Below are 13,035 nucleotides of genomic sequence, written 5' to 3' on the forward strand. Positions count from 1 at the left end.
AAAAAAACCTGCTTCATTTACATGGAAAAGCGCGTTGTTTTCCGCTCCACCTGGCTGCCCTGGCTGCTGGTTGCGCCGCAGCTGGCCATCGTCATCATTTTCTTTTTCTGGCCCGCCGGACAGGCGCTTTTGCAAAGCGTGCAGCAGGAAGACGCTTTCGGCGCCAGCGTCGAATTCGTGGGCCTGGAAAACTTCCGCCACCTCTGGCAAGACGCCTCGTACCTGGCCTCTTTCAAAATCACCCTGCTGTTTTCAGCGCTCGTGGCGGCGCTGGGGCTGGCGCTCTCGCTCATGCTGGCCGTGATGGCCGACCGGGTGGTCAAGGGCGCGGCCATCTACAAAACCCTGCTCATCTGGCCTTACGCGGTGGCGCCCGCCGTGGCCGGGGTTTTGTGGCTCTTCATGTTCGCGCCGTCCATCGGCATGGTCAGCTATTGGCTGCGGGCCGCCGGGCTGGACTGGAATCACCTGATGAACAGCGGCCACGCCATGGCGCTGATCGTGATGGCGGCGGTGTGGAAACAGATTTCCTACAACTTCCTGTTTTTTCTGGCCGGCCTGCAATCCATTCCCAAATCCCTGATCGAGGCGGCGGCCATTGACGGCGCGGGGCCGTGGCGGCGTTTCTGGTCGGTGCAATTTCCGCTGCTTTCGCCCACCACTTTCTTTTTGCTGGTCATGAACGTGGTTTATGCCTTTTTCGACACTTTCGGCATTGTCGATGCCGCCACGCAAGGCGGGCCGGGGCAAGACACATCCATTCTGGTTTACAAGGTTTATCACGATGGCTTCAAGGCGCTTGATCTGGGCGGATCGGCAGCGCAATCGGTGGTATTGATGATCATGGTCGTGGCGCTGACCATTTTCCAGTTCCGTTTTATCGAAAAGCGCGTGCAATATCAATAAAACGTAATGGCCGCCCACATGAACCGCCGCCAGACACCATCAAGAAAACTGAAAAAAGAAAATGGTTGAAAACCGTCCCGCTGCCACGCTGCTGTCGCACCTTGTGCTGGTGCTGGGCGTGCTCATCATCGCCCTGCCGGTCTATATCACCTTCGTGGCCTCCACCCAGACGGCAGAGGCCATCGTGCAAAACGTGCCCATGTCGCTCGCGCCGGGCGGCAACATGCTGGAAAGCTACCGCCTGGCGCTGTTTGGCGGCGTCAGCGGCTACGGCACAAAAATCGAGCCTGTCTGGCCCATGATGTGGGTGAGCCTGGTCAGCGCGCTCATCATTGCCATTGGCAAGATCATCATTTCGCTGCTGTCGGCCTTTGCCATCGTCTATTTCCGCTTTCCGCTGCGCGGGCTGGTTTTCTGGGCGATTTTCATCACGCTCATGCTGCCGGTGGAAGTGCGCATATTGCCCACCTACAAGGTGGTTTCCGATCTGGGCCTGCTCAACAGTTATGCGGGGCTGACGGTGCCGCTGATCGCCTCGGCCACGGCCACATTCTTGTTTCGCCAGTTTTTTCTCACGGTGCCCGATGAATTAATTGAGGCCGCCCGCATTGACGGCGCAGGCCCCATGCGTTTTTTCAAGGATATTTTGCTGCCCCTTTCCAAAACCAGCATTGCCGCGCTGTTCGTCATTCAGTTCATTTACGGCTGGAATCAATATTTGTGGCCCCTACTGGTCACCACCAGCAGCGACATGTATCCCGTGGTGATGGGCATCAAAAGCATGATTACCGGCGGCGATGCCTATACCGAATGGAATGCCGTCATGGCCACGGCCATGCTTGCCATGCTGCCGCCCGCGCTGGTGGTCATTCTGATGCAACGCTGGTTCGTCAAGGGGCTGGTGGATTCCGAAAAATGATTTGCGCTCCCGGCGCGCGAATGAATCAGCCATTGGCCCTCAATACCCACACCTCTGCCCCGAAGCAAAACAGAAAATGGCATCCATCGAATTCAAAAACGTCATCAAGCGCTACGGCGCAGGCCCCAAGGCCAATCAGGTGATTCATGGCGTGAATGCCGATATTGCCGATGGCGAATTCATCGTCATCGTCGGCCCTTCGGGCTGCGGCAAATCCACGCTGCTGCGCATGGTGGCGGGGCTGGAAGAAATCAGCGGGGGCACGATTTCCATTGGCGGGCGCGTGGTCAATCAATTGGAGCCTGCGCAGCGCGATATTGCGATGGTTTTCCAGAATTACGCGCTTTATCCGCACATGAGCGTTTTCGAGAATATGGCCTATGGCCTGAAAATCGCCAAAGTGCCGAAAGAGGAAATACGCGCCCGCGTGGACAAGGCCGCCGCCATTCTCGAATTGGGGCACTTGCTGGAGCGCACGCCGCGCCAGCTCTCGGGCGGGCAGCGCCAGCGCGTGGCCATGGGCCGCGCCATCGTGCGCCAGCCCAAGGTGTTTCTGTTTGACGAGCCGCTGTCGAACCTGGATGCCAAGCTGCGCGCGCAAACGCGGCTGGAAATCGAAAAACTGCACCGCGAGCTGGGCATCACCAGCCTGTTCGTCACCCATGACCAGGTGGAAGCCATGACGCTGGCGCAACGCATGATCGTGATGAACGCGGGCCGCATGGAGCAGTTCGGCACGCCCGAAGAGGTGTATCACCATCCGGCCAGCACCTTCGTGGCCAGCTTCATCGGCTCGCCGCCCATGAATCTGCTCAAGAGTGCAGAGGGCATTCCGGAGGGCCGCATTCTCGGCATCCGCCCGGAGCACCTGCGCCTGCATCCCGATGGCTGGGAAATGAAGGTAGAAACCGTGGAAATGCTGGGCGCCGAGCGCCTGATCTACGGCCATCTGGGCGGCGAGTGGACGATTCTGCGCATGAATGAAACCGACGCGCCGCCCGCCGTGGGCGACGCCATCCGCCTGGCGCCGCTGGAAGACCGGCTGCACTGGTTTGATGCAGCCACGGGCAAGCGCGTGCAGGAGTGAGGGCGCTTTGGGCGGCTCTTTGCGAGCCGCTTCAGCTTCAGGCCCGAATTGCCCGCAAGTCCCCGTGGAATCAGCGCGGGGCGCTCTTTTTTTTGAAGCAACATCCTTTTGAGTTCTTCCATGTGGCCCTACCCTTTCTGGATTGCCCATCGCGGCGCAGGCAAGCTGGCGCCGGAAAACACCCTGGCCGCCTTCCGGCTGGGCGCGGCGCACGGCTGGCGCATGGCCGAGTGCGACGTGAAGCTGTCGCAAGACGGCGTGCCCTTCCTGATGCATGACGCCACGCTGAAGCGCACGACCAGCGGCCACGGCGCGGCAGGCGAGCGGCCCTGGGGCCAGCTGGCGCAGCTTGATGCCGGCGGCTGGCACTCGCGCCAGTACGCAGGCGAGCCGCTGCCCACGCTGGAAAACGTGGCGCGCTGGTGTCTGGCCAATGGCGTTCTGCTCGATCTGGAAATCAAGCCCACGCCGGGGCAGGACGAAATCACCGGCCAGACCGTGGCCGCCTGCGCTGCCGCCCTCTGGGCTGACGCGCCCGTGCCGCCGCTGCTCACGTCTTTCAGCGTGCCGGCCTTGCAGGCAGCCCAGCGCGCCGCGCCCCGCCTGCCGCGCGGCCTGCTGCTGGACACGCTGCCGCCCGGCTGGCAGGCCGCCGCGCAGGCGCTGCAATGCGTGGCGCTGGTGTGCAATCACCAGCTCTGGACGCCCGCGCTGGTGGCCGAAGCCAAGGCGCTCGGCCTGCGCTGCCTGAGCTACACCGTCAATGACGAGGCTGAGGCCCGCCGCCTCATCAGCCTGGGCACGGATGGCATCGTGAGCGATGCCGTGGACCTGTTCTGCCCGGCGCGCGGCCAGGCGCTGGCAGATGCGCAACCCGGTGCGGCGCAAGGCGGCGCCACTTCCTGATGGCGCTTCTTGTTCGATAGCATGAGGTCCCCGTATTCATTGCGGCAAACGGCTTTTGCGGTACCTTGAATCTGCTCTTCTTTTTGATGCTGTGCGGCGGCGTAGCCCACATCCAGCCGCCGCCCCGGCCAGACCGTTTTTGATGCGCTTCAAGCCGGCCCCTGGCTGCCGGGGCCAGCGCCACGTGAAAAAGGCCCGATTTCTATAATCCGCAGCCTTATGGCTGTCTGGGCTTTGGGACTGAACCACCACACCGCCCCGCTGGATTTGCGCGGGCGGTTTGCTTTTGCCGTGGACCGCCTGGCGCCCACGCTGGACGCGCTGCGCCAGTTCCACGCGCGCCAGCCCGAAGCCGCCATTCTCTCCACCTGCAACCGCACCGAGGTCTATTGCGCCAGCGACGCGCCGCAAATCGACCGCACCCTCTCCTGGCTGGCCAGCGCGGGCGACGTGCCCGCCGACGCCCTGCGCCAGCACGCCTACGTGCTGCAAGACGACCAGGCCGCGCGCCACGCCTTTCGCGTAGCCAGCGGGCTGGACAGCATGGTGCTGGGCGAAGCGCAAATTCTGGGCCAGATGAAAAACGCCGTGCGCGCCGCCGACAGCGCAGGCGCGCTGGGCGTCACGCTCAACCAGCTTTTCCAGCGCAGCTTTGCCGTCGCCAAGCAAGTGCGCAGCAGCACCGAAATCGGCGCGCACAGCATCAGCATGGCCGCCGCCGCCGTGCGCCTGGCCGGGCAGCTCTTTGAAGACCTGGCGCAAATCCGCGTACTGTTCGTGGGCGCGGGCGAAATGATCGAGCTTTGCGCCACGCACTTTGCCGCGCACAGCCCAAAAAGCCTGGCCATTGCCAACCGCACGCTGGAGCGCGGCGAAAAACTGGCCGCGCGCTTTGGCGCCGAAGGGCTGCGCCTGGCCGAGCTGCCCGAGCGCCTGCACGAATTCGACGCCGTGGTCAGCTGCACCGCCAGCCAGCTGCCCATCATTGGCCTGGGCGCAGTGGAGCGGGCGCTGAAAAAACGCCGCCACCGCCCGCTGTTCATGGTCGATCTGGCCGTGCCGCGCGACATCGAACCCGAAGTGCGGCAGCTCGATGACGTTTACCTCTACACCGTGGACGACTTGGCCCAGGTCGTGCAAACCGCCCACGCCAGCCGCCAGGCCGCCGTAGCGCAGGCCGAAGCCATCATCGACGCGGGCGTGCGCAGCTTCGTGCACTGGCTGGACCAGCGCAGCCCAACAAGCGGCGTAGTGCCCCTCATCCAGCAAATCAACGCACAAGCCGACGCCTGGCGCGCCGCCGAACTGGCCCGCGCCCGCAAGCGGCTGGCCAAAGGCGAAGACATCGACGCCGTGCTCGAAGCCCTCTCGCGCGGGCTGACACAAAAAATGCTGCACGGCGCTCTGGCCGAACTGCACAGCGCCGACAGCCAGCAACGCGAACAAACCAGCCACACCCTCTCGCGCATCTTTTTGCGCTCGCGGCAAGCCTGAGCCGCCCTTCACTCCGCAACGCCCGCCTTGGGCGTTTTCTGTTTTTCAAACCATGACCAACGAAACACCTGCCACCGGCCAAACGAGCCAGACAAGCCAAGCAGCGCAGACCGGCGGCAAAACCGCCGCGCGCCGCACCCATCCGCTGCTGGCCCAGCTGGCCCAGTGGCACCCCGGACTGTTTGGCCAAACGCCCCAGCCGCTCAAGCGCGGCATCTACGACGACCTGCTGGCGCTGCACGCCGCCGAACTGAAAGCCGAAGAGCTGGGGCAGGCGCTGGCCATTCACACCCGCTCCACCCGCTACCTCAGCGCCGTGGCGCAAGGGCTGCCGCGCCGCGACCTGCAAGGCCAGGCCGTGGAAGCGCCCGCGCCCGAACACATTTACCAGGCGCTGCTGGAAGTGTTCCGCCGCCGCCAGCAGCGCAGCGCCGAAGACCTCGGCCCCAAGCTGCGCCGCCGCATCGCGCAGGCGTGGCAGGCCAGCGGCCTCACGCGCGACGACTACGCGCAAGCCATGCACAGCAAGAAAAACGAACAGGCCAACGCCGTGCTGCAAGCCGCGCTGGAAGAAGCCGCCGCGCAAATGGCCAAAGACGAAGCGCTGCTGCGCGCTTTTGAAGCCAGCGCCCAAAGCGAAACAGACTTTGCGCAGATGTATGGCCTGCACCCGCGCGAAGCCGCCCGCGCCCTGGCGCGCGCCCGCCAGCAGCGCAGCAGGGTGTGACGGAGTGCCGGAGCGGGCCTCGAATTCGCTCCTTGTTCAATAGCAAGACGTCCTAGTGGAACAGGCGCAAGCGCCAGTTTCATTGCCATCAATTCGCTCATTTTTTTGATGCCAATTTACCTGCAAACGAGCGGGGCAAACCACGCTCTCCAGCCCGCCCGGAAGGAGCACCTATGTGAATACACCGGATGACGTGGCCCGCGCGGCAATTGCCCCTTCATTTCAGTCAGGAATGAGATATACTTGAGGAAATTACTCGGGAATGAGCCGCCCACGATCTCTTCCCCCGCCTCTTCAAGGAAAACACCATGCGCCTGACCACCAAAGGACGCTTTGCCGTTACCGCCATGATTGATCTGGCGTTGCGCCAGGACACCGGCCCCGTCACGCTCGCCGCCATCAGCCAGCGCCAGGGCATTTCGCTCTCTTACCTGGAGCAGCTCTTTGGCAAGCTGCGCCGCAATTACCTGGTCGAGTCCACGCGCGGCCCCGGCGGCGGCTATTCGCTGGGACGCAAGGCGGTGGACATCACGGTGGCCGACATCATCACCTCCGTGGACGAACCCATCGACGCCACCCACTGCGGCGGCAAGGCCAACTGCGGCGCCAATGGCACGCAGTGCATGACGCACGATTTGTGGACGGCGCTGAACGCCCATGTGCTTGAATTTCTGGCTTCCGTCACGCTGCAAAAGCTGGTGGAAGACCAGCATGCCAACGGCATTGCCATCGATGACCGGCAGGCCGTCAAGCGGCCCATTTCCGCCATGCCGGTTGTCAAACCCATCCGCGTGACGGCGCCCAATTCCGTCTTTGCACTGGGCGGAGCGGCTGCCAAATAGAGCGCGTCAATCAGCGTCATTGGCAAAAGCCAAATCCATAACGCCCACAATGTCAGGCAAACCCGCGATCATCGAGACATTGATTTCCATTCCGAACGACAAGCCAGAAACACCATGAGCAACGCCCCACAGAAAAACCCCATTTACCTTGACTACGGCGCCACCACGCCTTGCGACCCGCGCGTGGTGGACGCCATGGTGCCCTGGCTCTACGAACACTTTGGCAACGCCGCCAGCCGCAGCCACGCCTGGGGCTGGGAAGCCGAGGCCGCCATTGAAAAGGCGCGCGGCCATGTGGCCGACCTCATTGGCGCCGATCCGCGCGAAATCATCTGGACTTCCGGCGCCACCGAGTCCACCAACCTTGCCCTCAAAGGCGCGGCGCACTTCTACCAGAGCAAGGGCAAGCACCTCATCACCCTGAAAACCGAGCACAAGGCCACGCTGGACACCATGCGCGAGCTGGAGCGCCAGGGCTTTGAAGTGACCTACATGGACGTCAAGCCCGACGGCCTGCTCGATTTGGAAGCCTTCAAGGCCGCCATCCGGCCCGACACCATCCTGGCCAGCATCCTGTTCGTGAACAACGAAATCGGCGTGATTCAGGACATCGCCGCCATCGGCGCCATCTGCCGCGAGCACGGCGTGCTGCTGCATGTGGATGCCGCGCAGGCCACGGGCCGCGTGGAAATCGACGTGAAAAAGCTCCCCATCGACCTGATGAGCCTGACCGCGCACAAAACCTATGGCCCCAAAGGCATCGGCGCGCTCTATGTGCGCCGCAAGCCCCGCGTGCGGCTGGAAGCGCAAATGCACGGCGGCGGTCATGAGCGCGGCCTGCGCTCGGGCACGCTGCCCACGCACCAGATCGTGGGCATGGGCGAGGCCTACCGCATCGCCAAGGCTGAAATGCAAAAAGACAACGAGCACGCCGCGCGCCTGCAAAAACGCCTGCTGGACGGGCTGACCAGCATCGACGAATCTTTCGTCAATGGCAGCCTGGAGCACCGCGTGCCGCAGAACCTGAACATCAGCTTCAACTACGTGGAAGGCGAGTCGCTCATGATGGGCATCAAGGGCGTGGCCGTCTCCAGCGGCTCGGCCTGCACCTCCGCCACGCTGGAGCCCAGCTACGTGCTGCGCGCCCTGGGCCGCAGTGACGAGCTGGCGCACTCTTCGCTGCGCCTGACCGTCGGACGCTTCACCACCGAGGCCGAGGTGGACTACGCCATCGAGGCCATCCGTGAAAACGTGGCCAAGCTGCGCGAGCTTTCCCCGCTGTGGGAAATGCACAAGGAAGGCATTGATCTGCAAAGCGTGCAGTGGGCCGCGCACTGAGAACCTGTCCGGGGTTCTGAAAACGCCCGCTTTTTTCATCCCACATTTTTTTCAGGAGCCACAAACATGGCATACAGCGACAAGGTCATCGACCACTACGAAAACCCCCGCAACGTTGGCAGCTTCGACAAAGGCGACGCCAGCGTGGGCACCGGCATGGTGGGCGCGCCCGCCTGCGGCGACGTGATGAAGCTGCAAATCAAGGTCAATCCCGCCACCGGCGTGATTGAAGACGCGCGCTTTAAAACCTACGGCTGCGGCTCGGCCATCGCCTCCTCCTCGCTCGTGACCGAATGGGTCAAGGGCAAAACGCTGGACGAAGCCGCCGCGCTCAAAAACAGCCAGATCGCCGAAGAGCTGGCCCTGCCGCCCGTGAAGATTCACTGCTCCATCCTGGCTGAAGACGCCATCAAGGCCGCCGTGAACGACTATCGCCAAAAACAGGCTGCGGCAGCGCAGTAAGCCGCCCGGCAGCGGTTCGTTAAGCGGTTCGTTATTGACCGGCACCAAAAGGAAACACTCATGTCCATCACCATCACCGAAGCCGCCGCGCAGCACGTGGCGCGCTACCTCGCCCGGCGCGGCAAGGGCGTGGGCGTGCGCCTGGGCGTGAAAACCACGGGCTGCTCAGGCATGGCCTACAAGCTTGAATACGTGGATGAAATCGCCCCCGGCGACGCCTTGTTCGAGGCCCACGGCATCAAGCTCATGATCGATCCGAAAAGCCTGGCCTACATGGACGGCACCGAGCTGGACTACGTGCGCGAAGGGCTGAACGAAGGCTTTCGCTTCAAGAACCCCAACGAACGCGACCGCTGCGGCTGCGGCGAAAGCTTCCGGGTGTGAAGAAGGCAAGGCGCGGCCTGCGCGCCCTATTTGCGGCTTCCGGCTCCGGGGCCGGATACAAGGCCGGATTTCAGGGGCAAATCGGCCGTTTGTCCTAGTGGAATCAGCGCGGGCAGCTATCATTTTTGAGACATCCGGGCTATGCGGGCGCCACGCGCCTGTTCTGCCTTCTGCTTTCCCGCTCGCTTCTCACGCCTCTTTCTTCTGGCAGCGGCCCGCATCCGGGCCGTTGTCCTTTGTCAAGCCTTGTTTGTCGAGCTTTTCATGGACCTGCAATCCACCGACTTTGAACTGTTTGGCCTGCCCGCGCGCTTTGAGCAAAACGCCGCCGCGCTGGAAGAGCGCTGGAAAGAGTTGCAGCGGCAAGTTCACCCCGACCGCTTCGCCGCCCAGGGCGCAGCCGCCCAGCGCGTGGCAGCGCAGTGGTCAGCCCGCGTCAATGAAGCCTACCGCCGCCTGAAAGACCCGCACCGGCGCGCCGCCTACCTGTGCGAGCTGCACGGCGCGCCCATCCGCGCCGAAGACAACACGGCCATGCCGCCCGCCTTCTTGATGCTGCAAATGGAGCTGCGCGAGCAAATCGACGATGCCGGCAGCCTGGCCAGCCTGCAAGGCGTGGAACAGCAGGCCGCGCAGATGCGCCAGGGCATCCTGGCCGATCTGGCCCGCCAGATTGACCAGCAGCAGGACTGGCCCGCCGCCGTGCAGTCCGTGCGCGCGCTCATGTTCTTTGACCGCTTCAATCTTGATTTGGCCCGCAAGCGCGAGGCCCTCTCGGCCTGAGCGCCCGCCCGCTTTTGCCGGCCCGTTCCCCATTTCTTCCATCCTCCTTCTCCCACGTCCACCTCATGGCTTTGATGCAAATTTCGGAACCCGGCCAATCGCCCAACCCCCACCAGCGCCGCCTGGCCGTGGGCATTGATCTGGGCACTACCCACTCTCTCGTGGCCGCCGTGCGCCACGGCGTGCCGGAATGCCTGCCCGACGCGCAAGGCCGCGTGCTGCTGCCCTCCGTGGTGCACTACCCCGCGCAGGGCGAGCGCCGCATTGGCTGGGCCGCACAAGAAGGCGCGGTGCTGGATGCGGCCAACACCGTGGCCTCCGCCAAGCGCCTCATGGGCCGGGGCCTGGCCGACATTGACCACCAGGACAAACTGCCCTACGCCCTCAGGCAGCAGCCCGGCATGGTGGCCGTGGCCACGGCGCAAGGCGACAAATCGCCCGTGGAAGTCAGCGCCGAAATCCTTGCCACCTTGCGCCAGCGCGCGGAAGACACGCTCGGCGGCGCGCTGGACGGCGCCGTCATCACTGTGCCCGCCTACTTTGACGACGCCCAGCGCCAGGCCACCAAAGACGCCGCCCAGCTGGCGGGCCTGCACGTGCTGCGCCTCATCAACGAACCCACGGCCGCCGCCATCGCCTACGGGCTGGACAACGCCGCCGAAGGCATCTACGCCGTCTATGACCTGGGCGGCGGCACATTCGACATCTCCGTATTGCGTCTGGCGCAGGGCGTGTTTGAAGTCATCGCCACCGGCGGCGATTCGGCCCTGGGCGGCGACGACTACGACCGCGCCCTGGCCGATTGGATCCTCGCGCAAACCGGCCTGACGCTGGACGGCCCCGCCGACAAGGCGCAAGTGCTGCACGCCGCCCGCGCCGTGAAAGAAAAACTCTCTGGCGCAGACAGCGTCTCCATCAAGCTCGCCACCGCCCATGCCAAGGCAGAAGTCACCGTGCGCCGCAGCGACTTTGAAGCCGCCACCGCCGATCTCACCGCCCGCAGCCTGGCCGCCGTGCGCCGCGCGCTGGCCGACGCACACCTGGCCCCGCAAGACGTGCAAGGCATCGTCATGGTCGGCGGCTCCACGCGCATGCCGCAAGTGCGCCAGGCCGTGGCCGCCCTGTTTGGCCGCGAGCCGCTCACCAACCTCAACCCCGACGAAGTCGTGGCCCTGGGCGCGGCCGTGCAGGCCAACCAGCTCGTGGGCAACCACAGCGCCGAAGGCGGGCAAGACTTGCTGCTGCTCGACGTCATCCCCCTTTCGCTGGGCATCGAAACGATGGGCGGGCTGGTCGAGCGCATCGTCCCGCGCAACCAGACCATTCCCACGGCCATGGCGCAAGACTTCACCACCTACAAAGACGGCCAGACAGCCCTGGCCCTGCACGTGGTGCAAGGCGAGCGCGACCTGGTGCAAGACTGCCGCAGCCTGGCCCGCTTCGAGCTGCGCGGCATACCGCCCATGAGCGCGGGCGCGGCCCGCATCCGCGTCACCTTCACCGTGGATGCCGATGGGCTGCTCACCGTCAGCGCACGCGAGCAAACCAGCGGCGTGCAGGCGCAAATCAACGTCAAGCCCAGCTACGGCCTCTCTGACGAGCAAATTGCCCGCATGCTGCAAGACAGCTTCGCCACCGCCCAGGCCGACAAACAGGCCCGCGCCCTGGCCGAAGCCCGGCTGGAAGCCGACCGCCTCATCCTCGCCACCGAAAGCGCCCTGCAAGCCGACGGCCACCTGCTGGGGCCCCAGGAGCGCGCCGACATCGACGCCCTCATCCTCTCGCTGCGCGCCATCGCCGCCAACAGCGAAGACGCCGCCGCCATCGACGCCGCCGCCCACGCCCTCTCCCAGGGCACCGAAGCCTTTGCCGCCGCCCGCATGAACGCGGGCATCCAAAAAGCGCTGGCCGGCCAATCGCTTGACTCCATCTGACACAAACACACCAAGCCCACGATGCCCAAAATCACCGTCCTGCCCCACCCCGAACTCGCGCCCAACGGCACCGAATTTGACGCCACCCCCGGCAAATCCATCTGCGAAGAACTGCTGGACCACGGCGTGGAAATCGAACACGCCTGCGAAATGAGCGCCGCCTGCACCACCTGCCACTGCATCGTGCGCAAAGGGCTGGACAGCCTCAACGAACCCGACGACACCGAAGAAGACCTGCTCGACCGCGCCTGGGGCCTCACCCCGCAATCGCGCCTGTCATGCCAAGCCATCGTCGGGCAAGAAGACCTCACCGTCGAAATCCCGCGCTACTCCATCAACCACGCCCGCGAAAACCACTGATGGCCCGCCAAATCGTTCTGGACACCGAAACCACCGGGCTGGACGCCGCCAGCGGCGACCGCATCGTGGAAATCGGCTGCGTCGAACTCATCGACCGCAAACTCACCGGCCACAACCTGCACCTGTACATCAACCCCGAGCGCGACAGCCACCCCGACGCCGAACGCGTGCACGGCCTGAGCACCGCCTTTTTGAGCGACAAACCCAAATTCGCCGAAATCGCCCGCCAGTTCCTCGACTACGTGCAAGGCGCGGAAATCATCATCCACAACGCGCCCTTTGACGTCGGCTTTCTCAACAAGGAACTCGAACGCCTGGGCCTGCCGCCCTTGTCCGAACACACCGGCGACATCACCGACACCCTCGCTCTGGCCAAGCAGATCTACCCCGGCAAGCGCAACAGCCTCGACGCCCTGTGCGACCGCCTCGACGTGGACCGCTCCAGCCGCACCCTGCACGGCGCCCTGCTTGACGCCGAACTGCTCGCCAGCGTCTACATCAACCTCACGCGCGGCCAGGAAACCCTGCTCATGCAGGCCGACGACGCCCACGAAAGCGCCGCCGCCCAAACCCTGGAGCTGGACGGCGAAGACCTCTCCGCCATCGAACTGCCCGTCATCGCCGCCACCGAAAGCGAACGCGCCGCCCACGCCAACATGCTCGCCGGCATCGACAAAGCCAGCGGCGGCCAAACCCTCTGGCGCCAGGGCGGCTACATCGCCAGCCCCGAAGCCGCCGCCTGAACCCGGCAGGGCGCTTTCTGCCCTCTCGGCGTCTGTCCAAAGTCTCCCGGGCCTTGTTTGCCCGGCGGTCATGTGCCGTTGCCCCCAAGCCGTGTGCCCGCTCGGGCGTGAGGTGAAAGCCTGCGGAAAGCGAAATTTTCCGGAGCACCG

General features: G+C 64.4%; 14 protein-coding genes. All 14 read left to right on the forward strand.

Translation table 11 applies throughout. From position 1 onward, the window contains the following. Window positions 1-21: 21 nt before the first annotated feature. The 14 genes from ugpA (at window position 22) to dnaQ (ending at window position 12,885) form a co-directional block, all read left to right on the forward strand. Complete coding sequence (gene ugpA, locus ADJ79_RS03520) at window positions 22-906, forward strand: sn-glycerol-3-phosphate ABC transporter permease UgpA (RefSeq protein ID WP_050716379.1); 885 nt, start codon at window positions 22-24, stop codon at window positions 904-906. Window positions 907-967: 61 nt separating this feature from the next. Further along, entirely contained in the window at window positions 968-1,825 is an 858-nt protein-coding gene (gene ugpE / locus ADJ79_RS03525) for a sn-glycerol-3-phosphate ABC transporter permease UgpE (RefSeq protein ID WP_050714810.1), read from the forward strand. Window positions 1,826-1,901: 76 nt separating this feature from the next. Continuing rightward, on the forward strand, window positions 1,902-2,912 hold the full coding sequence (locus tag ADJ79_RS03530) for a sn-glycerol-3-phosphate import ATP-binding protein UgpC (RefSeq protein ID WP_050714811.1): 1,011 nt from the start codon (window positions 1,902-1,904) through the stop codon (window positions 2,910-2,912). Window positions 2,913-3,032: 120 nt separating this feature from the next. Next, window positions 3,033-3,818: a glycerophosphodiester phosphodiesterase gene (gene ugpQ / locus ADJ79_RS03535; protein ID WP_050714812.1), complete on the forward strand. Its 786-nt coding sequence runs from the start codon at window positions 3,033-3,035 to the stop codon at window positions 3,816-3,818. A gap of 219 nt (window positions 3,819-4,037) precedes the next feature. Beyond that, window positions 4,038-5,312, forward strand: coding sequence for a glutamyl-tRNA reductase (gene hemA / locus ADJ79_RS03540; RefSeq protein ID WP_050714813.1), 1,275 nt, complete (start codon window positions 4,038-4,040; stop codon window positions 5,310-5,312). A gap of 52 nt (window positions 5,313-5,364) precedes the next feature. Further along, a complete protein-coding gene (locus tag ADJ79_RS03545) occupies window positions 5,365-6,039 on the forward strand; it encodes a ProQ/FINO family protein (RefSeq protein WP_050714814.1) in 675 nt (224 codons plus the stop codon). Window positions 6,040-6,347: 308 nt separating this feature from the next. Continuing rightward, a complete protein-coding gene (locus ADJ79_RS03550) occupies window positions 6,348-6,881 on the forward strand; it encodes a Fe-S cluster assembly transcription factor (protein ID WP_050714815.1) in 534 nt (177 codons plus the stop codon). A gap of 114 nt (window positions 6,882-6,995) precedes the next feature. Then, on the forward strand, window positions 6,996-8,219 hold the full coding sequence (locus ADJ79_RS03555; RefSeq protein WP_050714816.1) for an IscS subfamily cysteine desulfurase: 1,224 nt from the start codon (window positions 6,996-6,998) through the stop codon (window positions 8,217-8,219). A gap of 66 nt (window positions 8,220-8,285) precedes the next feature. After that, complete coding sequence (gene iscU, locus ADJ79_RS03560; protein WP_050714817.1) at window positions 8,286-8,681, forward strand: Fe-S cluster assembly scaffold IscU; 396 nt, start codon at window positions 8,286-8,288, stop codon at window positions 8,679-8,681. A gap of 60 nt (window positions 8,682-8,741) precedes the next feature. Next, window positions 8,742-9,065, forward strand: a complete 324-nt coding sequence (gene iscA / locus ADJ79_RS03565; RefSeq protein ID WP_050714818.1) for an iron-sulfur cluster assembly protein IscA — start codon at window positions 8,742-8,744, stop codon at window positions 9,063-9,065. Window positions 9,066-9,329: 264 nt separating this feature from the next. Next, complete coding sequence (gene hscB / locus ADJ79_RS03570) at window positions 9,330-9,848, forward strand: Fe-S protein assembly co-chaperone HscB (RefSeq protein ID WP_050714819.1); 519 nt, start codon at window positions 9,330-9,332, stop codon at window positions 9,846-9,848. Window positions 9,849-9,913: 65 nt separating this feature from the next. Then, complete coding sequence (hscA, locus tag ADJ79_RS03575) at window positions 9,914-11,782, forward strand: Fe-S protein assembly chaperone HscA (protein WP_050714820.1); 1,869 nt, start codon at window positions 9,914-9,916, stop codon at window positions 11,780-11,782. A gap of 21 nt (window positions 11,783-11,803) precedes the next feature. Then, on the forward strand, window positions 11,804-12,142 hold the full coding sequence (gene fdx / locus ADJ79_RS03580; RefSeq protein ID WP_050714821.1) for an ISC system 2Fe-2S type ferredoxin: 339 nt from the start codon (window positions 11,804-11,806) through the stop codon (window positions 12,140-12,142). Continuing rightward, complete coding sequence (dnaQ, locus tag ADJ79_RS03585; RefSeq protein ID WP_050714822.1) at window positions 12,142-12,885, forward strand: DNA polymerase III subunit epsilon; 744 nt, start codon at window positions 12,142-12,144, stop codon at window positions 12,883-12,885. Before fdx ends, dnaQ begins: the two co-directional genes overlap by 1 nt. Window positions 12,886-13,035 lie beyond the last annotated feature (150 nt).

Origin of the sequence: Ottowia sp. oral taxon 894 (assembly GCF_001262075.1) — a bacterium.
GTDB classification, from domain to species: domain Bacteria; phylum Pseudomonadota; class Gammaproteobacteria; order Burkholderiales; family Burkholderiaceae_C; genus Ottowia; species Ottowia massiliensis.